Source organism: Pseudomonas sp. 37 R 15 (assembly GCF_900004865.1).
Classification (GTDB): Bacteria; Pseudomonadota; Gammaproteobacteria; order Pseudomonadales; family Pseudomonadaceae; genus Aquipseudomonas; species Aquipseudomonas fluorescens_AM.
This window is the reverse complement of sequence record NZ_CVTV01000034.1, coordinates 59298-83161: the sequence shown is the minus strand read 5'-3', so window position 1 is coordinate 83161 and position 23864 is coordinate 59298. Positions and strand designations below refer to the sequence as shown.

21 protein-coding genes are annotated in these 23864 nt (G+C 61.7%); 12 read left to right on the top strand and 9 right to left on the bottom strand.

The annotated features are described in order from the left end of the window. Positions 1 to 32: 32 nt before the first annotated feature. The 10 genes from bioB to BFQ04_RS11565 all read left to right on the top strand — a co-directional run bounded on the left by bioB (position 33) and on the right by BFQ04_RS11565 (position 12507). Positions 33 to 1091 carry a biotin synthase BioB gene (gene bioB, locus BFQ04_RS11610; RefSeq protein WP_065950945.1) on the top strand — a complete coding sequence of 353 codons (1059 nt, stop codon included), beginning with the start codon at positions 33 to 35 and terminating at the stop codon, positions 1089 to 1091. Positions 1092 to 1174: 83 nt separating this feature from the next. Further along, positions 1175 to 2356 carry an 8-amino-7-oxononanoate synthase gene (gene bioF / locus BFQ04_RS11605; protein ID WP_065950944.1) on the top strand — a complete coding sequence of 394 codons (1182 nt, stop codon included), beginning with the start codon at positions 1175 to 1177 and terminating at the stop codon, positions 2354 to 2356. Next, a complete protein-coding gene (locus BFQ04_RS11600; RefSeq protein ID WP_065950943.1) occupies positions 2349 to 3080 on the top strand; it encodes an alpha/beta fold hydrolase in 732 nt (243 codons plus the stop codon). Before bioF ends, BFQ04_RS11600 begins: the two co-directional genes overlap by 8 nt. Continuing rightward, positions 3073 to 3885 carry a malonyl-ACP O-methyltransferase BioC gene (gene bioC / locus BFQ04_RS11595; protein ID WP_065950942.1) on the top strand — a complete coding sequence of 271 codons (813 nt, stop codon included), beginning with the start codon at positions 3073 to 3075 and terminating at the stop codon, positions 3883 to 3885. Before BFQ04_RS11600 ends, bioC begins: the two co-directional genes overlap by 8 nt. Continuing rightward, complete coding sequence (gene bioD, locus BFQ04_RS11590; RefSeq protein WP_065950941.1) at positions 3882 to 4562, top strand: dethiobiotin synthase; 681 nt, start codon at positions 3882 to 3884, stop codon at positions 4560 to 4562. Before bioC ends, bioD begins: the two co-directional genes overlap by 4 nt. A gap of 106 nt (positions 4563 to 4668) precedes the next feature. After that, positions 4669 to 4950 carry a pyrroloquinoline quinone biosynthesis protein PqqE gene (locus tag BFQ04_RS11585; RefSeq protein ID WP_065950940.1) on the top strand — a complete coding sequence of 94 codons (282 nt, stop codon included), beginning with the start codon at positions 4669 to 4671 and terminating at the stop codon, positions 4948 to 4950. Between the two features lie 336 nt (positions 4951 to 5286). Then, on the top strand, positions 5287 to 7092 hold the full coding sequence (locus BFQ04_RS11580) for a phenylacyl-CoA dehydrogenase (protein WP_065950939.1): 1806 nt from the start codon (positions 5287 to 5289) through the stop codon (positions 7090 to 7092). 340 nt (positions 7093 to 7432) lie between these two features. After that, positions 7433 to 8722, top strand: coding sequence for a GGDEF domain-containing protein (locus BFQ04_RS11575; protein ID WP_065950938.1), 1290 nt, complete (start codon positions 7433 to 7435; stop codon positions 8720 to 8722). 90 nt (positions 8723 to 8812) lie between these two features. After that, a complete protein-coding gene (locus BFQ04_RS11570) occupies positions 8813 to 10582 on the top strand; it encodes an acyl-CoA dehydrogenase C-terminal domain-containing protein (protein WP_065950937.1) in 1770 nt (589 codons plus the stop codon). Between the two features lie 146 nt (positions 10583 to 10728). Then, the gene (locus tag BFQ04_RS11565) at positions 10729 to 12507 is read left to right on the top strand and encodes an acyl-CoA dehydrogenase C-terminal domain-containing protein (RefSeq protein WP_065950936.1); all 1779 of its coding nucleotides are present in this window, start codon (positions 10729 to 10731) and stop codon (positions 12505 to 12507) included. A 226-nt stretch (positions 12508 to 12733) separates the two neighbouring features. Here the strand turns inward: BFQ04_RS11565 and BFQ04_RS11560 are convergent, their stop codons facing one another. Then, positions 12734 to 13633, bottom strand: a complete 900-nt coding sequence (locus BFQ04_RS11560; RefSeq protein WP_065885481.1) for a LysR family transcriptional regulator — start codon at positions 13631 to 13633, stop codon at positions 12734 to 12736. Positions 13634 to 13842: 209 nt separating this feature from the next. Between BFQ04_RS11560 and BFQ04_RS11555 the strand changes: the two genes are divergently transcribed. Beyond that, positions 13843 to 15105, top strand: coding sequence for an aspartate aminotransferase family protein (locus tag BFQ04_RS11555; protein WP_065950935.1), 1263 nt, complete (start codon positions 13843 to 13845; stop codon positions 15103 to 15105). Between the two features lie 181 nt (positions 15106 to 15286). After that, positions 15287 to 15445, top strand: a complete 159-nt coding sequence (locus BFQ04_RS11550; protein WP_003194776.1) for a YqaE/Pmp3 family membrane protein — start codon at positions 15287 to 15289, stop codon at positions 15443 to 15445. A 5-nt stretch (positions 15446 to 15450) separates the two neighbouring features. Here the strand turns inward: BFQ04_RS11550 and pqqE are convergent, their stop codons facing one another. The 8 genes from pqqE to BFQ04_RS11510 form a co-directional block, all read right to left on the bottom strand. Next, the gene (gene pqqE, locus BFQ04_RS11545) at positions 15451 to 16632 is read right to left on the bottom strand and encodes a pyrroloquinoline quinone biosynthesis protein PqqE (RefSeq protein WP_065950934.1); all 1182 of its coding nucleotides are present in this window, start codon (positions 16630 to 16632) and stop codon (positions 15451 to 15453) included. Beyond that, complete coding sequence (gene pqqD, locus BFQ04_RS11540) at positions 16574 to 16849, bottom strand: pyrroloquinoline quinone biosynthesis peptide chaperone PqqD (protein ID WP_065950933.1); 276 nt, start codon at positions 16847 to 16849, stop codon at positions 16574 to 16576. The genes pqqE and pqqD overlap by 59 nt, the downstream gene beginning before the upstream one ends. Beyond that, positions 16846 to 17598 (bottom strand): pyrroloquinoline-quinone synthase PqqC, encoded by a 753-nt coding sequence (pqqC, locus tag BFQ04_RS11535; RefSeq protein ID WP_065950932.1) that lies wholly within the window; start codon positions 17596 to 17598, stop codon positions 16846 to 16848. Before pqqC ends, pqqD begins: the two co-directional genes overlap by 4 nt. A gap of 10 nt (positions 17599 to 17608) precedes the next feature. After that, entirely contained in the window at positions 17609 to 18520 is a 912-nt protein-coding gene (gene pqqB, locus BFQ04_RS11530; RefSeq protein ID WP_065950931.1) for a pyrroloquinoline quinone biosynthesis protein PqqB, read from the bottom strand. A gap of 70 nt (positions 18521 to 18590) precedes the next feature. Next, positions 18591 to 18665: a pyrroloquinoline quinone precursor peptide PqqA gene (gene pqqA, locus BFQ04_RS11525; RefSeq protein ID WP_003194766.1), complete on the bottom strand. Its 75-nt coding sequence runs from the start codon at positions 18663 to 18665 to the stop codon at positions 18591 to 18593. A gap of 159 nt (positions 18666 to 18824) precedes the next feature. Further along, complete coding sequence (gene pqqF / locus BFQ04_RS11520; RefSeq protein ID WP_065950930.1) at positions 18825 to 21197, bottom strand: pyrroloquinoline quinone biosynthesis protein PqqF; 2373 nt, start codon at positions 21195 to 21197, stop codon at positions 18825 to 18827. A gap of 48 nt (positions 21198 to 21245) precedes the next feature. After that, positions 21246 to 22040: a carbon-nitrogen hydrolase family protein gene (locus BFQ04_RS11515; protein ID WP_065950929.1), complete on the bottom strand. Its 795-nt coding sequence runs from the start codon at positions 22038 to 22040 to the stop codon at positions 21246 to 21248. 10 nt (positions 22041 to 22050) lie between these two features. Beyond that, positions 22051 to 23733, bottom strand: coding sequence for a flavin monoamine oxidase family protein (locus BFQ04_RS11510; protein WP_065950950.1), 1683 nt, complete (start codon positions 23731 to 23733; stop codon positions 22051 to 22053). Positions 23734 to 23864: the final 131 nt, after the last annotated feature.

Sequence of the window (23864 nt, the reverse complement as noted above, 5' to 3'; positions counted from 1 at the left end):
GCGTTAGTCAAAGCATAATCAAGGAATCACCCATGAGCGCCAGCACCTCTGCCACCCTGCGTCACGATTGGTCTTTGGCCGAAGTCAAAGCCCTGTTCGTGCAGCCGTTCAATGACCTGCTATTCCAGGCGCAGACCGTGCACCGTGCGCATTTCGACGCCAACCGCGTGCAGGTGTCCACCCTGCTGTCGATCAAAACCGGCGCCTGCCCGGAAGATTGCAAATATTGTCCGCAGTCGGGTCACTACAACACCGGCCTGGAAAAAGAAAAGCTGATGGAGGTGCAAAAGGTCCTCGAAGAGGCTGCGCGCGCCAAGGCCATCGGTTCGACGCGTTTCTGCATGGGCGCCGCCTGGAAACATCCATCGGCCAAAGACATGCCCTACGTGCTGGAGATGGTCAAAGGCGTGAAGGCCATGGGCCTGGAAACCTGCATGACCCTCGGCCGTCTCGATCAGGACCAGACCGTCGCGTTGGCCCAGGCCGGCCTCGACTATTACAACCACAACCTCGATACCTCGCCGGAATTCTACGGTTCGATCATCACCACGCGCACCTACAGCGAACGCCTGCAAACCCTGGCCTATGTGCGTGAGTCGGGGATGAAGATCTGCTCCGGCGGTATTCTCGGCATGGGTGAGTCCCTGGATGACCGCGCCAACCTGCTGATTCAATTGGCCAACCTGCCGGAGCATCCGGAGTCGGTGCCGATCAACATGCTGGTCAAGGTGGCCGGTACGCCGTTGGAAAACGCCGAGGACATCGACCCGTTCGACTTCATCCGCATGCTGGCGGTGGCGCGCATCCTGATGCCGCAATCCCATGTGCGCCTGTCGGCCGGCCGCGAAGCGATGAACGAGCAGATGCAGGCCCTGGCGTTCTTTGCCGGTGCCAACTCGATCTTCTACGGCGACAAGCTGCTGACCACCGCCAACCCGCAGGCGGACAAGGACATGCAACTGTTCTCGCGCCTCGGGATCCTGCCGGAGGCGCGGGAAGAGCATGCCGACGAAGTGCATCAGGCCGCCATTGAACAGGCGTTGGTGGAGCAGAAGAGCAGCGAACAGTTTTACAACGCCGCCGCCGTTTGATTGAAATGCATTCCAAATGTGGGAGGGGGGCAAGCCCCCTCCCACCTTTTGAACCGCGAACACCCTGCTGAATCGAGGCCTGCATGTCTTTCGATCTCGCCGCGCGCCTCGCTGCCCGCCGTGCCGAACACCTTTACCGTCAACGCCCCTTGCTGCAGAGCCCCCAGGGCCCGGAAGTGGTGGTGGACGGCAAGCCGCTCCTGGCGTTTTGTAACAATGACTACCTGGGCCTGGCCAACCATCCGCAGGTGATCGAGGCCTGGCGCGCCGGTGCGTCCCGCTGGGGCGTGGGCGGTGGCGCGTCGCACCTGGTGGTGGGGCATGCCACGCCGCACCACGCGCTGGAAGAAGCCCTGGCCGACCTGACCGGGCGCCCGCGTGCATTGCTGTTTACCACCGGCTACATGGCCAACCTCGGCGCGGTCACCGCCTTGGTGGGGCAGGGCGACACCGTGCTGGAAGATCGTCTGAACCATGCGTCGTTGCTGGATGCCGGTTTGCTGTCCGGGGCACGTTTCACCCGTTACCTGCATAACGACGCCGCCAGCCTGGCCAAGCGCCTGGAGAAAGCCACCGGTAACACTCTGGTGGTGACCGATGGCGTATTCAGCATGGACGGCGACCTCGCCGATTTGCCGGCGCTGGCCCGTGAAACCAAGGCCAGAGGTGCCTGGTTGATGGTCGATGACGCCCACGGTTTCGGCCCGCTGGGGGCCAACGGCGCGGGCATCGTCGAGCATTTTGGCTTGAGCCAGGAAGATGTGCCGGTATTGGTCGGCACCCTCGGTAAAGCGTTCGGCACCGCCGGTGCCTTTGTGGCGGGCAGTGAAGAACTGATCGAAAGCCTGATTCAATTCGCCCGGCCGTACATCTACACCACCAGCCAGCCGCCGGCGCTGGCGTGCGCCACCCTCAAAAGCCTGGAGCTGCTGCGCACCGAGCATTGGCGCCGCGAGCACCTCAACGGGTTGATCCGTCAGTTCCGCCAGGGCGCCGAGCAGATCGGCCTTAAGTTGATGGACAGTTTTACGCCGATCCAGCCGATCCTGATGGGCGACAGCGCGCGAGCCTTGCGCCTGTCGCAGATGCTGCGCGAGCGCGGGCTGATGGTGACCGCGATCCGTCCCCCCACCGTGCCCGCCGGCAGCGCCCGTTTGCGCGTGACGTTGACGGCGGCCCACAGCGCAGCGCAGGTGCAGCTATTGTTAAACGCATTGCAAGCGTGTTTCCGGTTGTTAAACACCATGGAGCCCGAGCATGCGTGATCGACTGGTATTGCTGCCCGGCTGGGGCCTGGGTGTATCGCCGCTGGAACCGCTGGCCGCGGCGTTGCAAGGCTTGAATGAACACTTGCACGTGCAGATCGAACCGTTGCCGGCCCTGGACTCCAGCGACTTGACCGAATGGCTCGACGAACTGGATGCCACGCTGCCCGACAATGCCTGGCTCGGCGGCTGGTCCCTGGGCGGCATGCTCGCCTCGGAGCTGGCGGCACGACGCGCGGAGCGTTGCTGCGGGTTGCTCACCCTGGCGAGCAATCCGTGTTTTGTCGCCCATGATGCTTGGCCGCAGGCCATGCCTGCCGACACATTCGACGCGTTCCTCGCCGGCTGCCACGCCGACTCCCAGGTCACCCTCAAGCGCTTTGGCCTGTTGTGCGCCAAGGGCGCGGCCGACCCGCGCGGGCTCTCGCGTCTGTTGGTCAGTGGGGCACCGAACACCTCGCCCAGCGTGTTGATGCCCGGCCTGGAATTGCTTGCCCAATTGGACACCCGCGCCGCGTTGCAGGCCTTTCGCGGGCCGCAACTGCACCTGTTTGCCGGTCAGGATGGGCTGGTGCCCGCCGAAGCCGCCAGTGACTTGCTGGCGCTGCTGCCCGATGTGGAAATCGGCCTGATTGAACAGGCCGGTCACGCTTTTCTTCTGGAGGACCCCCACGGTGTAGCGGGGGCCATCCAGGCTTTTTTGCATGAGTGCGTCGATGACTGATCTATCCCATCCCCACCTGCCGGGCGCCTTGCCCGACAAGCGCCAGGTGGCCGCGTCGTTCTCCCGGGCTGCGGCCAGTTATGACAGCGTGGCCGAGTTGCAGCGAGCGGTGGGCCATGCCCTGCTCGCGCAATTACCGGCGGGACTCGCGCCACAACGCTGGCTCGATCTGGGCTGCGGCACGGGCTATTTCAGCCGCGCACTGGCTGAGCGGCTACCTGCCAGCCAAGGCACCGCGCTGGATATTGCCGAAGGCATGCTCAACCATGCGCGGCCTTCAGGCGGCGCGCAGCACTTCATCGCCGGTGATGCGGAACGCTTACCGCTGAATGCTGAAAGCTATGCGCTGATTTTTTCCAGCCTGGCGGTGCAGTGGTGTGCGAACTTCGACGCAGTCCTCAGTGAAGCCCTTCGCGTGCTGCAACCGGGCGGCGTGCTGGCCTTTGCCAGCCTGTGCGTGGGCACGCTGGATGAGCTGCGCGAGAGCTGGCGCGCGGCGGATGGCTGGGTTCACGTCAACCGTTTCCGCACCTTCGAGGCTTATCAGCAACTGTGCGCAGCCAGCGGTTTTCGGGTGACCAGCCTGGAACGGCGGCCCCATGTCCTGCATTACCCGGACGTGCGCAGCCTGACCCATGAGCTGAAAGCCCTGGGCGCACATAACCTCAACCCGGGTCGCCCGGGAGGGTTGACCGGCCGCGCGCGGGTTGCGGCACTGGTCCAGGCTTACGAACAGCTCCGTCAGGTCCAGGGCTTGCCCGCTACGTACCAGGTGGTGTACGCCGTACTGGAGAAACCTCTATGAACGCCGCTTATTTCATCACCGGTACCGACACCGACGTGGGCAAGACCACCATCGCCGCCGGCCTGCTGCATGCCGCGCGCCAAGCGGGCAAAACCACGGCGGCGGGAAAACCCGTGGCCTCCGGCTGCCAGATCACGCCCAACGGCTTGCGTAACGCCGATGCCCTGGCACTGCTAGCCGAATGTTCGTTGCCGTTGACCTATGCCGAGGTCAACCCGGTGGCGTTTGAACCTGCGATTGCGCCGCATCTGGCGGCACGTGAGGCGGGCGTTGCGCTGACGGTGCAATCGCTGCTCCAGCCGATGCAGCGAGTGCTCGAGCACAAAGCGGACTTCACGTTGATCGAAGGCGCAGGGGGGTGGCGCGTGCCGCTGGCCGATCAAGCCAACCTGTCGGACCTGGCCATTGCGCTCAAGTTACCGGTGATCCTGGTGGTGGGGGTGCGTCTGGGGTGTATCAGCCATGCGCTGCTCACCGCCGAAGCGATCGCGCGCGATGGATTACCGCTGGCCGGTTGGGTGGCCAATATCATCGACCCGAAGACCTCTCGTCTGGAAGAGAACCTCGCCACCCTGGCCGAGCGTTTACCGGCGCCTTGCCTTGGACGGGTACCGAAACTCAAGCATGCCGGGGCAGCCGCGGTGGCCGCTTACCTGGAAATGGACCTGCTTGACTGATTTTGGCTATCGCTAAGGCAATGTGCCATTAGTGTTTTTAACGGGCCTTTCACCAGGATGTCTGGTTCAATTGGCTCTCACGATTCTCTAAAGGCAGGCTTACGCCATGGAAATCTCTGGAAGCAGCGCGTTTTATTCGGGCCTGAGCACCATCCAGGCCGGGCAGAACCGTGTCGACCAGGCCGCTGGGAAGATCGCCAGCGCCGCGACGTCCCAGCCATCGGCCGCGCAAAGCGACCGTCTGCAAGCCAACGATCGCGCTCAGGCGTCCAATTCGGCGAGCAATATGGTCGAAATGGCCCAGGGCAAGTTTCAAGTGGAGCTTGGCGCGAAAGTCGCCAAGGCTTCGGACGAAATGCTCGGTACGCTGATCGATACCTACGCCTGATCCTCACGCTGAATGCACTGCACAATGTGGGAGGGGGCTTGCCCCCGATAGCGGTCCATCAGCCAGCTTATTCATAGCCGACCTGCCGCCATCGGGGGCAAGCCCCCTCCCACATGCATTTTGTGCCCTCGCGCTGGACTCCTACACTTCTCTTAATCATGTGGCACCACGCCACAGGCTTTGCCGTGCGCGCCATTGATCCGCATCAAGACAAACGGCAGCGGGCCGACGCTTGACAACCCCAGGTCGTAAACGTATGTTTCAAACACCTGTTTGACCGCCCTGACTCATCCATGCGGTTGTTCATCCCAGATACATCAGCAGAGGTTTATCGCTATGCCTGACTACAAGGCCCCCTTGCGTGATATTCGCTTCGTTCGTGACGAACTGCTCGGTTATGAAGCGCACTATCAGAGCCTGCCGGCTTGCCAGGACGCTACTCCGGACATGGTTGACGCCATTCTCGAAGAAGGCGCCAAGTTCTGTGAGCAAGTGCTGGCGCCGCTGAACCGCGTGGGTGACATCGAAGGGTGTACCTGGAGCGAGTCAGGCGTTAAAACCCCTGCTGGTTTCAAAGAAGCCTACAAACAGTTCGTCGAAGGCGGCTGGCCAAGCCTGGCCCATGACGTGGAGCACGGCGGCCAAGGCCTGCCGGAGTCCCTGGGCCTTGCCGTGAGTGAAATGGTCGGCGAAGCCAACTGGTCGTGGGGCATGTACCCAGGCCTGTCCCACGGTGCGATGAACACTATTTCCGAGCACGGCACGCCGGAGCAGCAAGAGGCCTACCTGACCAAGCTGGTGTCGGGCGAGTGGACCGGCACCATGTGCCTGACCGAGCCGCACTGCGGTACCGACCTGGGCATGCTGCGCACCAAGGCCGAACCTCAGGCTGACGGTTCCTACAACGTTTCCGGCACCAAGATCTTCATCTCGGCCGGTGAGCACGACATGGCCGATAACATCGTCCACATCGTGCTGGCGCGCCTGCCGGATGCACCGGCCGGCACCAAAGGCATCTCGTTGTTTATCGTGCCTAAATTCCTGCCCAACGCCGATGGTTCGGTGGGCGAGCGCAACGCGGTGACCTGTGGCTCCCTGGAGCACAAGATGGGCATCCACGGCAACGCCACCTGCGTGATGAACTTCGACGCGGCCACCGGTTACCTGATCGGCCCGGCGAACAAAGGCCTGAACTGCATGTTCACCTTCATGAACACCGCTCGCCTGGGGACCGCGCTGCAAGGCCTGGCCCACGCCGAGATCGGTTTCCAGGGTGGCCTGAAATATGCGCGTGACCGCCTGCAAATGCGTTCCCTGACCGGCCCGAAAGCGCCGGAAAAAGCCGCCGACCCGATCATCGTGCACCCTGACGTGCGCCGCATGCTGTTGACCATGAAAGCCTTCGCCGAAGGCAACCGTGCGATGGTGTACTTCACCGCCAAGCAAGTGGACATCGTCAAGTACGGCACCGATGACGAAGCCAAGAAACAGGCCGACGGCCTGCTGGCCTTCATGACTCCGATCGCCAAGGCATTCATGACTGAAGTCGGTTTCGAGTCCGCCAACCACGGCGTACAGATCTACGGCGGTCACGGGTTCATCGCTGAGTGGGGCATGGAGCAGAACGTTCGCGACAGCCGCATTTCGATGCTGTACGAAGGCACCACCGGCATCCAGGCCCTCGACCTGCTCGGCCGCAAGGTACTGATGACCCAGGGCGAAGCGCTCAAGGGCTTCACCAAAATCGTGCACAAGTTCTGCCAGGCCAACGAAGGCAACGACGCCGTCAAGGAATTCGTTGCACCGCTGGCGGCGTTGAACAAAGAGTGGGGCGAGTTGACCATGAAGGTCGGCATGGCCGCGATGAAAGACCGTGAAGAAGTCGGTGCCGCCTCGGTGGACTACCTGATGTACTCCGGTTACGCGTGCCTGGCTTACTTCTGGGCCGACATGGCACGCCTGGCCGCCGAAAAACTGGCCGCCGGTACCAGCGAAGAGGCGTTCTACACCGCCAAGCTGCAGACCGCGCGCTTCTACTTCCAGCGCATCCTGCCGCGTACCCGCACTCATGTAGCGACCATGCTGTCGGGCGCCAATAACCTGATGGACATGAAAGAAGAAGACTTCGGCCTGGCTTACTAAGCCTTACCGGGTTCAGAAAAACCGCTTCCTTTCGGGGAAGCGGTTTTTTTTGCCCGTGCGAAAGCCGCTGGCCAAGCATTGAAATGCGCTCAATGTGGGAGGGGGCTTGCTCCCGATAGCGGCCTGTCAGTCGATAGCTATTTGACTGACCCACCGCCATCGGGAGCAAGCCCCCTCCCACATGCGGTTTCAGCCGATCCGAAAAATGCGCGCTGACACTAAGGGTTTAATGAAGCGTGCCGTTACAGTGATGGCAATGTGATACAGGTCGGACGGGTTGTGTTTAACTGGCTGAGTAGTAGCACCATGCCATTATTTTTTGCGGGTCGGAGTTCTACCCTTGTCACGCGTGTCCGCTGTGCGCTTCAGTCATTTCCTTCCCTCTTTGCTGCTGTTGCTGGCTGGGCTTTCGGCTGCCTACCTCAAGGACCTCAACGTTTTCTTCACCTCGCTGTTCAACGTGCTGCCGACCCTGGTGCTGTTGCTCGGCGGAGCGTACTGCACGGTGTATCGGCGCCAGCGTGAGCTGTTCCTGATGATCACGGTGTACATCACGTATTTTCTGCTGGACACCCAGACCGATTTCTACCGCGACAATGGCCGCGTGCGCGAAGACGCGGCCGTGGTGTTTCACCTGTGCTGCCTGCTGCTGCCGTTGCTGTTCAGCGTGTACGCGCTGTGGCAGGAAAAGACCCACCTGTTCCGTGACTTCGTCGCACGCTGCGCGGTGCTATTGGCCGTCGGCAGCGTGGCGCTGGCCCTGGAGCAAAGCTATCCACAAGGGGTGCTGGACTGGTTGGCCGAGATTCGCTGGCCGGCGCTGCATGGCGCCTGGATGAGCCTGATCCAGCTTGCATACCCGATGTTTCTGATTGGCTTTATCACCCTGGCCGCCCAGTACTGGTATCAGCCGCGCCCGTTGCACGCCGCGCAACTGGTGGGGTTGCTGGGGATGTTCTGGATGCTGCCGCAAACCTTCATCCTGCCGTTTACGCTCAACATCATGTGCAGCCAGGTGATGCTGATGATCGCTGCCGGTGTGGCGCATGAGGCGTATCAAATGGCCTTTCGCGATGAGCTGACCGGCTTGCCGGGCCGCCGCGCCCTCAACGAACGCATGCAGCGGCTGGGGCGCAACTATGTGTTGGCGATGAGCGACGTGGACCACTTCAAGCGTTTCAACGACACCCACGGCCATGACGTGGGCGACCAGGTGTTGCGCCTGGTGGCGAGCAAGCTGTCCAAGGTTAGCGGCGGCGGGCGCGCCTACCGTTACGGCGGTGAAGAATTTGCCGTGGTGTTTGCCGGCAAGAGCCTGGATGAATGCCTGCCGCACCTGGAGGAGATCCGCGAAATCATTGCCAACTATGCGATCAAGTTGCGCAACCCGGACCGCCCCAATGACGATCATCAAGGTCGCCAGCGTCGGGCCGCCAGCGGTGCGTCCAGTGTGTCGGTGACGGTCAGCATCGGCGTGGCCGAGCGCCAGGCCGAGCAGCGTAGTCCTGAAGAAGTGCTCAAGTGCGCCGATCAGGCGCTCTATGCCGCCAAGGGCGCCGGGCGCAACTGCGTGATCGCCGCCGGGCAGAACCGTCGCGGTGCCGTGCGCATGGAAAGCGCTGCCGGTTGAGTAATGGCGCTGTATTCAGCAGCGCTACAGTGATTGTTCGCGGCGTTGGCCGGCAGTAGGTTGGGATCATCTGCCGCCGGAGACACTGCCATGCCTGAGTACAAAGCTCCCCTGCGCGACATGCGCTTTCTGATCGACAACGTGTTCGATTTTCATGGCCACTACGCGGCCCTGGGCGCGACGGACGCCAGCCCCGACATGGTCAGTGCAATTCTCGAAGAAGGCGCAAAGTTCTGCGAAAACGTACTCGCGCCGCTCAATCGCAGCGGCGATGAGGAGGGCTGCCATTTCGACAATGGCGTCGTGACCACCCCCAAGGGCTTCAAGCAGGCTTTCGCCCAGTACGTGGAAGGCGGCTGGCACGGCGTGGCGGCGGACCCGGCCTACGGCGGCCAGGGTTTGCCGCAGTCCCTCGGGCTGGTGCTGAGCGAGATGATCGGCTCCAGCAATACGTCCTGGGGCATGTACCCGGGCCTGACCCACGGTGCAATGTCGGCGATCCACGCCCACGGCACCGACGAACAGAAAGCCACGTACCTGCACAAACTCACCGCCGGCGAGTGGACTGGCACCATGTGCCTGACCGAAGCCCACTGCGGCACCGACCTGGGCTTGATCAAAACCCGCGCCATTCCCCAGGCCGATGGCAGTTATGCGCTCACCGGCAGCAAGATCTTCATCTCGGCCGGTGAGCACGACATGAGTGCCAATATCATCCATCTGGTGCTGGCCAAGCTGCCGGATGCACCGGCGGGGACCAAGGGCATCTCGCTGTTCATCGTGCCCAAGTTCCATGCCGACTCCGGTGAACGCAACGCCGTGCACTGCGGCTCCATCGAGCACAAGATGGGCATCAAGGCCTCGGCCACCTGCGTACTGAACTTCGACGGCGCCAAGGGCTTCCTGATTGGCGAGGCCAACAAAGGCCTCAACTGCATGTTCACCATGATGAACCACGCGCGCCTGGGCACCGGGATGCAGGGGTTGTGCAATGGCGAGGCAAGCTTCCAGGGCGCGATCAAATACGCCGGCGAGCGCCTGCAAATGCGCTCGTTGACCGGCGCCAAGGCCCCGGAAAAAGCCGCCGACCCGATTATCGTGCATGCCGATGTACGCCGCATGTTGCTGACCATGAAAGCCTTCAACGAAGGCAATCGTGCGCTGACCTACTTCACTGCCCAGTTGCTCGACACCGCGCACCTGAGCAGCGACGCCGGCCAGCGCCAGGAGGCCGAAGACCTGTTGGCCTTCCTCACACCGATCTGCAAAGCCTTCATGACCGAAACCGGGCTGGAGGTGACCAACCACGGTATGCAGGTGTTCGGTGGCCATGGCTATATTCGCGAGTGGGGCATGGAGCAACTGGCCCGTGATGCGCGCATTGCGCCGATCTACGAAGGCACCAACGGTATCCAGGCGCTCGACCTGCTGGGGCGCAAGGTGCTGGGCAGCCAGGGCAAGTTGCTGCGCGGCTTTACCAGAATCGTGCATAAGTTCTGCGCCGCCAATGCCGAGCATGCGCAATTCAAGGCCCATGTCGAGCAACTCGACCAGTTGAACCAGCAATGGGGTGAGCTGACGCTGAAGGTCGGCACGGCCGCGATGAGCAACCCCGACGAAGTGGGAGCGGCGGCCATGGACTACCTGATGTACAGCGGTTACATCATCCTCGCCTACCTGTGGTTGCGCATGGCGATTGCGGCTCAGGCGCACGACGACCCAGGGTTTGCCCAGGCCAAGCGGGCGACGTGTGACTTTTATTTCAAACGCCTGTTGCCGCGCACCACGATGCACCGGTCAGCAGTGGAGGCGGGCAGCGAATGCCTGATGAGCTTGCCGGCGCAGGCGTTTTCCCTGTAGATGTGCGGGCAACAGGATCGTTCGTGACTTGTAAATACTTGTCGGTCACGAACGGACCCTATGTGTCTTAAAAGTTGTTCGGGTACACTCGGAGCCTGTAAAACCGATCCTATCGAATCACTTTTCACGTTCTCACGAGGTTTGCCATGGCTGATTACAAAGCGCCGTTGCGTGATATGCGCTTCGTCCTCAACGAAGTTTTTGACGTCGCCACCACCTGGGCGCAGTTGCCTGCCCTGGCAGACACGGTTGACGCCGAAACCGTTGAAGCCATCCTCGAAGAGGCCGGCAAGGTCACCGCCAAATCCATCGCGCCGTTAAGCCGTGCTGGCGATGAGCAAGGCTGCCATTGGGTGGACGGTGCCGTCAGCACGCCGGACGGTTTTGTGCAGGCTTACGCGACCTATGCCGAAGGCGGCTGGGTGGGTGTCGGCGGCGACCCGGTGTATGGCGGCATGGGCATGCCCAAGGCGGTGTCGGCGCAAGTCGAGGAGATGATCAACTCGTCCAGCCTGGCGTTCGGCCTGTACCCGATGTTGACCTCGGGCGCTTGTGTGTCGATCAATACCCACGCCAGCGACGAACTCAAGGCCACCTACCTGCCGAAGATGTATTCCGGCGAATGGGCCGGTTCCATGTGCCTGACCGAAGCCCATGCCGGTACCGACCTGGGCATGATTCGCACCAAGGCCGAGCCGCAAGCGGATGGTTCCTACAAAGTCAGCGGCACCAAGATTTTCATTACCGGCGGTGAACACGACCTGACCGAAAACATCATCCACCTGGTGCTGGCCAAGCTTCCTGATGCACCGGCGGGTCCCAAAGGCATCTCGCTGTTCCTGGTCCCCAAGTTCATGGTGAACGCCGACGGCAGCCTTGGTGCACGCAACCCGGTGACCTGCGGCTCGATCGAGCACAAGATGGGCATCCAGGCCTCCGCGACGTGCGTGATGAACTTCGACGAAGCCGTTGGCTACCTCGTCGGTGAGCCCAACCGTGGCTTGGCGGCGATGTTCACCATGATGAACTACGAGCGCCTGGGGGTGGGTATCCAGGGCCTCGCTTCCGGTGAGCGCTCCTATCAGAACGCGATTGAATATGCCCGCGACCGGCTGCAGAGCCGTTCGCCATTGGGCGCACAAGCCAAGGACAAACCGGCCGATCCGATCATCGTGCACCCGGACGTGCGCCGCATGCTGCTGACCATGAAGGCGGCGAACGAGGGCGGTCGTGCGTTTTCCACCTACGTGGCCACGCAGTTGGACATCGCCAAGTTCAGCGAAGACGCTGCCGCCCGTGAGCGCGCCGACAATCTGGTGGCGTTGCTGACGCCAGTCGCCAAGGCGTTTCTCAGCGACCTGGGCCTGGAAACCACCGTGCTCGGCCAGCAAGTGTTTGGTGGCCACGGCTACATTCGCGAGTGGGGCCAGGAGCAATTGGTGCGTGATGTGCGCATCACTCAGATCTACGAAGGCACCAATGGTATTCAGGCGCTGGATTTGATGGGGCGCAAGATCGTCGGCAGCGGTGGCGCGTTCTATACCTTGTTCGCCGATGAGATCCGCCAGTTCATCGCCAGTGCCGGCGCGCAACTGGGCGAGTTCACCCGCCCGCTCGGCGCGGCGGTGGACAACCTGGATGAATTGACCGCCTGGGTGCTGGACCGTGCCAGGACCAACCCGAATGAAATCGGCGCGGCATCGGTGGAATACCTGCACGCGTTTGGTTACATGGCGTATGCCTATATGTGGGCACGCATGGCCAAGGCCGCGTTGGGCAAAGAGACCGAAGACGATTTCTATGCCAGTAAGCTGGGCACGGCGCGCTTCTACTTTGCGCGCCTGTTGCCGCGTATTCACTCGTTGAGCGCGTCGGTGAAAGCCGGTAGCGAATCGCTGTTCCTGATGGATGAAGCACTGTTCTAGGGGCGAGGCGTGCGTGTAAGCAATCTCTTACATGACGTGCTGCTAATCGTCCTCTATCGCCAGATTGGATCCACGGATAATCTACTTCACATGGACGTCGCGCAGGAAGCGCAAAGCAACAACACGGACACGTAGGATTCTGCCAGGATGGCGGAGTGAAATGGATGTCAGGGAAACAGTCTGCAAAGCCCCGCTTCGGCGGGGTTTTCTTTTGCCCGCGAAAAAGTCAGGCGCCTGCCTGCGGGGCATTCATCACGTCTTCGAGCAACGTGCGCAGCAACGCCACCGTCGCTTGCTGGCGCTGCACGTCACGGCACACCAAACCGACTTTCAACGGCACCCTGGGTTCGCTCAAGGGTTTCCACAGCAGCGACTGGCTGTTGTGTTCGTCCTGGGAACGCCCCGGCAACACAGTGGCCAACTGGGTATGAGGCAGGCTGTCGAGAATCCCCGCCATGGTATTGAGCTCGGCCTGCACCTGCGGGCGTCGGCCCAGGTTGGCCAACTGACCCTGCCAGATCTGCCGTACCTGGAATTCCTCCCCCAGCAGCAACATCGGCAACTCCGCTGCCTGTTTCAGCGAGACCTTCTTGAATTCCCGCAAGGGATGTTGCTCAGGGATGACCACCTTCAATTCATCCTCGTACAACAACACGCCATGCAGGCCGGGTTGGCGTGGTGGCAGGTAGCTGATACCGATGTCCAGCGAGCCGTTGAGCAGCCGCCGCTCGATCTCAAGCCCGGTCAATTCGTAGATCTGCACGACCAGGTGGGGCTGGGCCTTGCGCACCCGTTCCAGCATTTGCGGCACCAGGCTGGTGTGCACGGTTTGCAGCACACCGATGGCCAAGGTGCGCATCGCCTGGCCCTTGAAGTTACGCAACGCCTCCACGGCTTGCTGCATGCCGTCGATCAGGGGCAAGGCGTGGTTGTACAGCGTGTGCGCGGCCAGGGTGGGGAGCAGGCGCTTGCTGCTGCGTTCGAACAGGCTCACGTCGAGGTTCTGCTCCAGTTGGCGAACCTGCTGCGACAAGGCCGGCTGGGAGATCGACAGACGCTCCGCGGCACGGCCTACATGGCCTTCCTCATACACCGCGACGAAATAACGCAGTTGCTTGAAATCCATAAGATTTGCTTATCGAAAAAGCTGGAAAATCGAAATGGCCGTTGGCCTCCGAGCCGCCTAGTCTAGCGGCTATTCGCAGGGCTTACAGGGCCGAATCGGGCAATGAATAACGTTTTTGGTAATGGCGTTTACATAGGCAAGGCAAAATACCTCGGTGCACTGTTGCTACCCAGTACCTACTCAGGTGCGGTTGCTATCGGGGCGCAACTGTGAATCTGTTCCGGCGCCCCGCGCCGAGCCTTGACGACCTGGTCCTTCATGCTCCGCATCATGATTTTTGCAGCCAATGCCTGATGCCCACGGTTGCGCGTCCATCCGAGGTTTTCGTCCAGGGTCAAGGCGCCTGGCTCTCGGACAGTGACGGCCGTGCCTACCTGGATTTCAGCCAGGGCGGCGGCGCCAACAGCCTCGGCCACAGTCCGCAAGCGGTGCGCGACGCCATCACCGAACAGATGCAAACCGTGATCAACCCGGGCATGGGCTTGTACAACCGGGCGCAGCTCGACCTGGTTGACCGCTTGTGCCATCACACCGGCAGCGATCAGGCTTACCTGCTCAACAGTGGTGCACAGGCCTGCGAAGCCGCAATCAAACTGGCGCGCAAATGGGGCCAACTGCATCGCGGCGGCGCTTATCACATCATTACGGTGAGCAACGGCTGCCACGGCCATAGTTTCGCCGCGATGGCGGCTTCGGCGGCTGCCTGCGAAAACCGCTTCGAACCGCAATTGCCGGGTTTCAGTCATGTCCCCTTCAACGATCTGCCGGCTCTGCACGCCGCCGTCGATGCGCACACTGTCGCCATCATGCTGGAGCCGATCCAAAGCGCCGCCGGTGTCATCCCGGCGACCGAACACTACCTCAAAGGCGTTGAACGTCTGTGCCGCGAACTGGGCATCCTGCTGATCCTCGACGAAGTGCAAACCGGGATCGGCCGCTGCGCCAGCCTGCTCGCCGAGCAGCAATATGGCGTCCGTGCCGACATCATTACTCTCGGCAAAGGCCTGGGCGGTGGTGTGCCGCTGGCGGCGTTGCTGGCGCGTGGCACAGCCTGTTGCTTCGAAACGGGCGAGCTGGACGGTACCCATCACGGCAACGCGCTGATGGCGGCAGCGGGAAGTGCGGTACTCAATGCCGTATTGACCAGCGGTTTTTTCGAACAGGTACGCGAATCCGGCCTCTACCTGGCAGAAGGCCTTACTCGCCTGGCCTACCGTTACGAGCACGGGCAGTTGCGCGGCAACGGACTGATGTGGGGCCTGACACTGTCGCACGATTGCGCGGCTGCCGTGGTAAAGGCCGCGCTGCACGAGGGCTTGATCCTCACCGCTGCGCAGCCGGATTGTTTGCGTTTCACCCCCGCCCTGAACGTCAGCAAGAACCACATTGACGAAATGCTCCTGCGCCTGGCCCGTGCCTTCTCTCGGGTACGCACCGCCCAACTGCAATGCCGCAAGGGCATTGCCGTCTGACCCCATTTCCTGAACCGTCTCGCGGGATACGCGGCGCCTCCAGTCTGATTCTTTTGGCTGGGGGCGTTTTTTTGCGTGCTCCTTAAAGGATGGCCCAATGCCAGAAACCACTGAACCCTCACGAAGCGCCAATGTCGATTAGCTACACGGCTCACACGAGCCGATTTTCTGGAGCTGCCCCATGGACATCATTCGTATCATCATCGCCATTCTGCTACCGCCACTGGGTGTGTTCCTGCAAGTAGGATTCGGCGGCGCATTCTGGCTGAACATCCTGCTGACCCTGTGCGGTTACTTCCCCGGCATCATTCACGCCGTGTACATCATCGCCAAGCGCTGAGACCCTCAGCCTTTTGCGATGAGGCGTGAATTGCGCTCATTGCGAAACGCCAGTTGTTCAATGGTCTGGGTGGCATGTTCGGCTTCTTCCCGCGCTTGCAGGATGATGCCGTGCTGCTCGGACTTGCTGCACACCGGGTCGGCGTTGCTCGCATCCCCGGTGAGCATGAACGCCTGGCAACGGCAGCCGCCGAAGTCCTTTTCCTTCTCATCGCATGAACGGCATGGCTCGGGCATCCAGTCGTAGCCGCGAAAACGGTTGAAACCGAACGAGTCGTACCAGATGTGCTGCATGCTGTGGTCGCGCACATTGGGAAACTGCACCGGCATCTGTCGGGCGCCATGACAGGGCAGGGCCGTTCCGTCCGGCGTGACTGTCAGGAAAATACTGCCCCAGCCATTCATGCAGGCTTTCGGGCGTTCTTCGTAGTAATCCGGCGTCACGAAAATCAACTTGCACGGATGGCCCTCGGCTTCGAGCCTGGCGCGGTATTCGTTGGTGATGCGTTCGGCGCGCACCAGTTGTTCCCGTGTCGGCAACAAGCCCACACGATTGAGCTGCGCCCAGCCGTAGAACTGGCAAGTGGCGAGTTCAACAAAGTCTGCCTCAAGCGCAATACACAGCTCGATGATGCGGTCGATCTTGTCGATATTGTGCCGATGGGTGACAAAGTTCAGCACCATCGGGTAGCCGTGCGCCTTCACCGCGCGGGCCATTTCCAGCTTTTGCGCGAAGGCCTTTTTCGAGCCGGCCAGCAGGTTGTTGACCTGTTCGTCGCTGGCCTGGAAGCTGATCTGGATATGGTCCAGGCCGGCCTTTTTAAAGTCGCTGATCTTCTGTTCGGTCAGGCCGATGCCTGAGGTGATCAGGTTGGTGTAGAACCCCAGCTTGCGTGCTTCAAAGATCAGCTCGGCCAGGTCCTGGCGCACCAGCGGTTCACCGCCGGAAAACCCAAGCTGCGCGGCGCCCATCTCGCGGGCCTCGCGAAATACCTTGACCCACTGTTCGGTGCTCAGCTCCTTGCCCTGCTCGGCAAAATCCAGCGGGTTGGAACAATACGGGCACTGCAGCGGGCAGCGGTAGGTCAGCTCGGCGAGCAGCCACAGCGGCAGGCCGATAGCGGGTTTTTCAGGCAAGGGTGATCCAGTGCTCGGCACGGGCGACCTCCATGAATTGCTCGATGTCATCACCGAGTTCCGGCACGCCGGGGAATTGCTGGTTCAGCTCGGCGATGATGGCGGCCACGTCGCGCTCGCCGTCAATCAGGCCACCAATCAGCGCGGCGCTGTCGTTGAGCTTGATCATGCCTTCCGGGTAAAGCAGCACATGGCCTTTCTGTGCGGGCTCGTACTGATAGCGATAACCCGGGCGCCAGGTTGGTTTTTTGCTGCGATCAAAACTCATAGGGTGATCCCTTTATGCCAGACCCGCTCTGCGGTCACGCTGTGGTACGGCGGGCGGTTCAGTTCGTAGGCCATGCTCATGGCGTCGAGCATGCTCCACAGGATGTCCAGTTTGAACTGGAGAATTTCCAGCATGCGCTCCTGGCCTTCACGGGTGGTGTAGTGCTGCAGGGTGATCGCCAATCCGTGTTCCACATCGCGACGGGCCTGGCCCAACCGGGTGCGGAAGTATTCATAGCCGGCCGGGTCGATCCACGGGTAATGCTGCGGCCAACTGTCGAGGCGCGACTGGTGGATCTGCGGCGCGAACAGTTCGGTCAACGAGCTGCTGGCGGCCTCTTGCCAACTGGCGCGGCGGGCGAAGTTGACGTAGGCGTCTACCGCAAAGCGTACGCCGGGCAGTACCAGTTCCTGGGAGCGCAGTTGGTCGGGGTCGAGGCCAACGGCCTGGCCCAGGCGCAGCCAGGCTTCGATGCCGCCGTCTTCTCCGGGCGCGCCATCGTGGTCGAGCAGGCGCTGGATCCATTCGCGACGGATTTCCCGGTCCGGGCAGTTGGCCAGGATCGCAGCGTCCTTCAGGGGAATGTTCACCTGATAGTAGAAGCGGTTGGCGACCCAGCCCTGGATCTGCTCGCGGGTGGCGCGGCCTTCGTACATCGCCACGTGGTACGGGTGGTGGATGTGGTAGAAGGCGCCTTTGGCGCGCAGGGCCTGTTCGAATGCTTCAGGGGTCGTCGGTGTATCAGTCATTTGCGGTCTCCTACAACTCAATGCTCATGCCGTCGTAGGCTACTTCGACATTTCGCCGTACCAGCTCGGCTCGCTCGGGGGAGTCTTCATCAAGGATCGGGTTGGTGTTGTTGATGTGGATAAGCACTTTGCGCTGTGTTGGCAACTGCTCCAGCACTTCGAGCATGCCGCCAGGACCGTTCTGCGCCAGGTGGCCCATTTCGCGGCCGGTGCGGGTGCCGACGCCACGGCGCTGCATTTCGTCGTCGTCCCACATCGTGCCGTCCACCAGCAGGCAGTCGCTGCCGGCCATGATCTCCAGCAGTGGCGCGTCGACCTTGCCCAGGCCTGGGGCGTAGAACAGTTTGCCGCCGGTGCGCAGGTCTTCGACGATCAGGCCGATGTTGTCGCCCGGGTGCGGGTCGAAGCGATGCGGCGAATAAGGCGGCGCCGCGCTGCGCAGCGGCAGTGGGGTGAAACGCAGATTGGGGCACGCCGGAATGGTGAAGCTGGCATCCAGTTCGATACGGTTCCAGGCCAGGCCGCCGTTCCAGTGAGTGAGCATGGTGAACAGCGGGAAACCGGTACTCAGGTCTTCATGGACCATGTCGGTGCACCACACCTGATGCGGGCAACCCTCGCGCAGGCTCAGCAGGCCGGTGGTGTGGTCGATCTGGCTGTCCATCAGGATGATTGCGCTGATGCCGGTGTCCCGCAGGGCGCGGCCCGGTTGCATCGGCGCAAACCCCTGCAACTGCGCGCGGATATCCGGCGACGCATTGCACAGCACCCAGTTCACACCATCGTCGGAAATCGCAATGGACGACTGGGTACGCGCCTGGGCCCGCAGGCTGCCATCACGAAAACCTGCGCAGTTCACGCAGTTGCAGTTCCACTGCGGGAAGCCACCGCCGGCGGCGGAACCTAGAATCTGGACAAACATGGTCGCTCCATCAGCAAAGCTCAAAACAAAAACGCCCCGGGCGAACCGAGGCGTTGTAGTACCCAGCAGATTAACGGCTGGCGAAGTACATGGTGACTTCGAAACCGATGCGCAGATCAGTGTAAGCAGGTTTGGACCAGGTCATATTCATACTCCTATCAAGGGACGGGGATGTTCACTACCAAGTAGTACATATAGTCCACCTCCCATGGGAGATGTTCAGATATTGCGTGTGAATATTACGCAATTCTTTTCGAGTTAGCGCTGTCTTGAAAGAAAAAGCCTGTTGCAAAGCTGGCAACGATCAATCCGCCGGCTGCCACGCCCCTTGGGTGCACGGCCCGTTAGCGAGGCAACGCCAGCCGCCTGTGGCGTCGTTCAGGTGGTGAGCGGCGCGCCGCACATCTTCCCGGGAGCAGGTTTGTATCAAATCTTGTAATTGCTCCAGGTAGTCCGATGGCTGGCCCGCCAAGTGCGCGTGCCACAGCAAATCGGCGGCTTGGGCCATGGGCAGCGACTGGACAGTGAATTGCTGCGCCAGAGCCTCGTTACCCATGTCCGCGCTGCGTTCGATCAATGACGGTAGATGTTCCAGAAAGGTCTGCACCTGTTCGATGATTTCATCCAGGGACGCGGTGGGGGACTGCACGCCAAACAGCAGGCCGGTTTGCCCATTGATCTGTCGGATGCCGCTGAAAACGGCGTAGCCGATTTGTAGTTCAACGCGCAGGCGCTGATAGAACGGCCCTTGAAGCAGGTGACCGAGCAAACGCCAGGCGGCTTCATCGCTCAGGGCCTGGGTGGGTGTTGGGCAGAACAACAGCAGTGCCGCCTCGCTGGATTCGGTGTTTATCTCGTGCCAGACGCGCTGACCTTGGAGATTTTGAAACGGGTACTGGAGATGTACAGGCTGCCCAGGCAATCGTGCCGCGACGGTCTTGATCGCCGCTTCACAGGCCGCCGGTAAACCTGAGCCCAGCCCATGCCAGCGCGCGCTCGCCCATGAGGCTGGCGTGGCTTGGGGCGTTGGCTGAACATCGGCACAGCAACCGGGTAATGCCTTGAGCAATTCGCGGATGGCGATCATCGGTGTCGCGGGCGGCGGCAGGCGTTCATCGGCAGTGCTCAAGCAGTGCGTCAGCGCTTCGAGCACGGCGGGCATGGGCTCGTGGAAACCGAACATTTTTACCTGCCAGTCATTGGCGATGGTGTCGAAACACAACTCGACGCCCGCTTGAGCGGCACTCTCGCGCAGTGGCTGCAACAGATTTTCCAGACCGGCAGGCACGCCGCAGTCGAACCGCCAGCGCAGGTACAGCGCGCCTTCGTCAGTGTCATTTGGCAATGCCTGGCTGAAGGTCAGCGCCGACATGTCCCGTCGCCCCCGTGAGCGATCCTGGGCGAATGTGCGCAAGCCACGGTGGGCGCTGGTCTGGCCGCGAATCAAGCCGGCCCGTTCTTCTTTGACGGGCGGGCGCAGGAACGGGTTGTTCGGTGGAAGCTGCCACCCATGCGTGGCGGGTGGCAGATGCAAGGCGTCGAGCATGGCCTTGAGGGCTGCGAGGCCTTGTTCCGATAAGTCTTGCGTGTCGTTGCGTGCGAGCGTCAGGGCGTCTTGGACCTGCTGTTGGCGCGCCTTGAGCAAGGCGAACTCTTCGCGTAACGGCGTCCAGTCGCTGTGTGCGAAAAAACTCAGCCAGTCGTACAACAGCGCCTCGATCTGTGTCGTCGAGTCGCTTTGGGTGTCGAGGGTAAAGTCGATATCCAGCACGGCCTGTCCGGCAAAGTGATACGGCACCGAGGCGTGCACTGCAGTCGCCAGGCGTCGATCTTCGAGTTCTGCGAGCAAGCCGCCCGGCGCCGCACTGTTAAGCCAGGTACAGAGAAACGCCAGCGCTTCGCGCGGAGCATCACAGGTGATGACCTGGTGCAGATGATGATCGGCAACGTGCTGATAGCCCCGCGCTTGCCCGGCCATCAGCGCTGGTGGCGCGGCCTGGGGGTGCAGCGGGCCAGGGGGCAGCTGTGCACTGAATCGCTGCGCCAACGCCTCCAGGTCTTCCTGCGATTGTGGACCGGCCAGGCTCAACGTCATCTGCCCGCTCTGATAGAAGTGCTGATGAAATTCGCGCAACGCCTGCTGAAAGGCCTCACGTTCCACTGGCAGGCTGTCGCGATTGCCCGCGTGAAAGCCACGCAGCGGATGATCCACGGCCAGGCCCTTCAGCAAGGCTACCTGTTGCTGCGCCTTGGCATCCTGAGACCAGGCCACGAACTCCGCATGCAGCACTTCGCGCTCGCGCAGTTGCTCGTCAATGGCCAGGCGAGGGTGCGTCAGCATGTCGGCCAAGCGCACGAGCCCCTCGTCGAAGGTCGAAACCGGCAGCTCGAAAAAGAACTCGGTGACGCGCTCCCGGGTGCTGGCATTCACTTGTCCGCCGTGGCGCTGCACGTAGGCCATCAGCCCTTCGCCTGCGGGAAAACGCTCGGTTCCCAGAAACAACAAGTGCTCCAGAAAATGCGCCAGCCCCGGCCATGCCAATGGCGCGTCATGACTGCCCGCAGCCACGCGTAAAACAGCGGCGCAGCGCTTCAAGCGCGGCGCATGGCGCAGGCAAAGGTTCAGGCCATTGGCCAGAGTCAGGTGCAGAGGATAAGGGTGAACCGGCGCAGGCATGGGCACTTCCGAAACGGGGCAAGTGCCTATGCTAGCAAACCCGGTGGGTCAGGGCTTGTGCAGTGCGGCGTAAAGCTCGGGACGACGGTCCTGCAAGTAGTGATTGGCGGCGCGGGCGTCGAGGATCGCTTGCCGCTCCAGCGTGCCGACGATCAACGTCTCATCCAGGCCCGCCTGGGCGATGCGCTGACCATCCGGCGCGGCAATGCTGCTTTGGCCGCAGTAGTGAATATCGTCTTCGTGCCCGCAGTAATTGGCGTAGGCCACGAAACATTGGTTCTCGAACGCCCGCGCCCGCACAGTGACGTCGGCGACAAAGTCGAACGGCACCATATTGGCAGTGGGCACCAGGATCAGTTCGGCACCGGCCAGGGCCAGGCGGCGTGTGTTTTCCGGGAACTCCAGGTCGTAGCAAATCAGGAAACCCAGCTTCCAGCCGTTCAGTTCCACCAACGGGAAATCGTCGTCACCGGCGCTGAACATCGAATGGTCCAGATCGCCAAACAGGTGAGTCTTGCGGTAGTTGCACAAACGGGTGCCATGGGCGTCGATCAACTGCACGGCGTTGTAGACCTGGCCATCCTCGGCCCGCTCCGGATAACCGTACACAATCGCCAGCCCGGCACTCTGCGCGATGTCAGCAATGGCTTGTGCAGACTCCCCATCCTGAGCCTCGGCCAGCGCGCCCGCAGCCTCGGCGCCAATGTTGTAGCCCGTCAGGAACATCTCCGGCAACACCAGCACATCGGCTCCCGCTGCTTCATGTGCCAGTTGCCGCAGGCGCTTGAGATTACCGGCGACATCCAGCGGCAGTGGCGGGCATTGGTACAGGGCGACACGCATGTCAGGCTCCTTATTCGGGCAGGGCGATGGGCCCTATCTCGTCAAACACATCGCCGGGCCCCGGATTTTCCGGATGGGTGCTGCCGCCGAAGTGGTTCATGATGCCCCACACCGCGTTCAGCGAGGTCTGCACCGCGCCTTCGACCCAGGCCGGTGTCCAGGATACGTCGTCGCCAGCAATAAAAATCCCACGTTGCTCGGCGGGCATGTCCTTCTGCATGAAGTGCGCATACATGCGCTGGTTATACCGATAGTGGCCGGGCAATGCACCTTTGAAGGCCCCGAGGAAATGCGGGTCGGCTTCCCAGGACACCGTGATCGGGTCACCGATGATGCGTGCCTTGATGTCGACTTTCGGGTAGATCTTGGCCAGCGCGTCGAGTGCCAGCTTGACCCGCTTATCGATGGGCTGGGGCAGCATTTTCAGCGCGTCGCTCATCCACGAGTAGGACAGGCAGATCACCCCCGGCTTGTCGTCGCCGTTATCGAACAGATAGGTGCCACGGGTCAGGCGGTCGGTGAGGGTCATGCTCATCAGGTCGCGGCCGGTTTGCGGGTCTTTGTCTTTCCAGAACGGGCGGTCGACCATTACGAAGGTTTTCGACGACTGCATGTAACGCGTGCGGTCCAGGGCCATCCACATCTTTTGCGAGAACAGGGTTTCGTCGCATTCGATCTGGGTGGTCAGCAGCCAGCTCTGGCAAGTGGTCAACACGGCGGCGTACTCGCGGGTGTCACCGTAGTTGTCGGTGACGGCGAAACGACCGTCGGCGGCGTGAGCAATGCGCTTCACCCCAGCCCGTGGCGCGCCGCTGTGCAATGAGCTGAGGCTGGTGCCGGCGGGCCAGTGGGCACAGCGCTCCGGTACGTGACGCCAAATGCCCATGGGCACTTGCGCCACGCCGCCAACCACCAGGTGTTGATGGTCGTCACAGTTGGTCATTACCACGCGGAAGATTTCCAGCATCGAGTTGGGGAAGTCCGAGTCCCAGCCGCCGGTGCCGAAACCGACCTGGCCGAAGACTTCGCGATGATGGAACGACAGCTTGGCGAACGCTTTGGAGGTGGCGACGAAGTCGTAGAAGGTGCGGTCGTCCCACAGCGGTACCAGCTTATTCCACAGTGCCTTGAGGCGCGGCACGTCGCGGTCGCGGATCGCTTGCTGGATATCGCTGAACTGCGAACCGGCTTCCAGGGCATCGGCCCAGGCGTCGGCCACTTCCTGGAACAGCGCAGGCAAGTCGGACAGTTTTTGCGCGTAGTGAGTCTGGCCTTCCAGATCGATGACGGTACTGCCGGACGCCGGCGTCAGCGGGTTGGGGAAGGGTTTGGTGTCCAGGCCCAGTTTGTCCACATAGTGATAGAAGGCGGTGGACGACACCGGAAAACGCATCCCGCCCAGCTCGGCGATAATGCCTTCGGCCCCTTCAAACGCCTGCGAGCGCAGGCGACCGCCCATCTTCGAGGCTTCGTAAACCACCGGCTTCAAGCCTAGCTTCATCAATTCGTAGGCCGCCACCAGCCCCGCAATGCCGGCGCCCACGATCGCCACTTCAGCGCCGTGGTTAGCGGCAGGAATGCTGCCCAGGCCGGCGGGATGCTCGATCCAGTCATCAAAGGCAAACGGAAAATCCGGGCCGAAGATAGTGATGGGTTTTTTACCGTCGGTAGGGTGGCGATGGGGCTTGGCGATGCTGCTGGACGGAATGCTCATGGCTGACCTTACTGACGACTCGGCGGGATAGGGCCCGTTGAGTATAGGAAAAGATGGCAGCCAGTTTAGGGAGCGTTGCGCTCGTTAATAAGACGCAATGTGTCGTCGGA

Excerpts from the sequence above, each read along its gene's own strand:
- bioF (WP_065950944.1), top strand. The coding sequence starts at position 1,175 with ATGTCTTTCGATCTCGCCGCGCGCCTCGCTGCCCGCCGTGCCGAACAC.
- BFQ04_RS11560 (WP_065885481.1), bottom strand. The coding sequence starts at position 13,633 with ATGGATTTCAAGCAACTGCGTTATTTCGTCGCGGTGTATGAGGAAGGC.
- pqqB (WP_065950931.1), bottom strand. The coding sequence starts at position 18,520 with ATGTTTGTCCAGATTCTAGGTTCCGCCGCCGGCGGTGGCTTCCCGCAG.
- BFQ04_RS11565 (WP_065950936.1), top strand. The coding sequence starts at position 10,729 with ATGGCTGATTACAAAGCGCCGTTGCGTGATATGCGCTTCGTCCTCAAC.
- BFQ04_RS11585 (WP_065950940.1), top strand. The coding sequence starts at position 4,669 with ATGGAAATCTCTGGAAGCAGCGCGTTTTATTCGGGCCTGAGCACCATC.
- BFQ04_RS11600 (WP_065950943.1), top strand. The coding sequence starts at position 2,349 with ATGCGTGATCGACTGGTATTGCTGCCCGGCTGGGGCCTGGGTGTATCG.
- pqqE (WP_065950934.1), bottom strand. The coding sequence starts at position 16,632 with ATGACATCGAGCAATTCATGGAGGTCGCCCGTGCCGAGCACTGGATCA.
- BFQ04_RS11550 (WP_003194776.1), top strand. The coding sequence starts at position 15,287 with ATGGACATCATTCGTATCATCATCGCCATTCTGCTACCGCCACTGGGT.
- BFQ04_RS11580 (WP_065950939.1), top strand. The coding sequence starts at position 5,287 with ATGCCTGACTACAAGGCCCCCTTGCGTGATATTCGCTTCGTTCGTGAC.
- pqqD (WP_065950933.1), bottom strand. The coding sequence starts at position 16,849 with ATGAGTTTTGATCGCAGCAAAAAACCAACCTGGCGCCCGGGTTATCGC.
- pqqF (WP_065950930.1), bottom strand. The coding sequence starts at position 21,197 with ATGCCTGCGCCGGTTCACCCTTATCCTCTGCACCTGACTCTGGCCAAT.
- BFQ04_RS11570 (WP_065950937.1), top strand. The coding sequence starts at position 8,813 with ATGCCTGAGTACAAAGCTCCCCTGCGCGACATGCGCTTTCTGATCGAC.
- bioB (WP_065950945.1), top strand. The coding sequence starts at position 33 with ATGAGCGCCAGCACCTCTGCCACCCTGCGTCACGATTGGTCTTTGGCC.
- pqqC (WP_065950932.1), bottom strand. The coding sequence starts at position 17,598 with ATGACTGATACACCGACGACCCCTGAAGCATTCGAACAGGCCCTGCGC.
- BFQ04_RS11515 (WP_065950929.1), bottom strand. The coding sequence starts at position 22,040 with ATGCGTGTCGCCCTGTACCAATGCCCGCCACTGCCGCTGGATGTCGCC.
- bioD (WP_065950941.1), top strand. The coding sequence starts at position 3,882 with ATGAACGCCGCTTATTTCATCACCGGTACCGACACCGACGTGGGCAAG.
- bioC (WP_065950942.1), top strand. The coding sequence starts at position 3,073 with ATGACTGATCTATCCCATCCCCACCTGCCGGGCGCCTTGCCCGACAAG.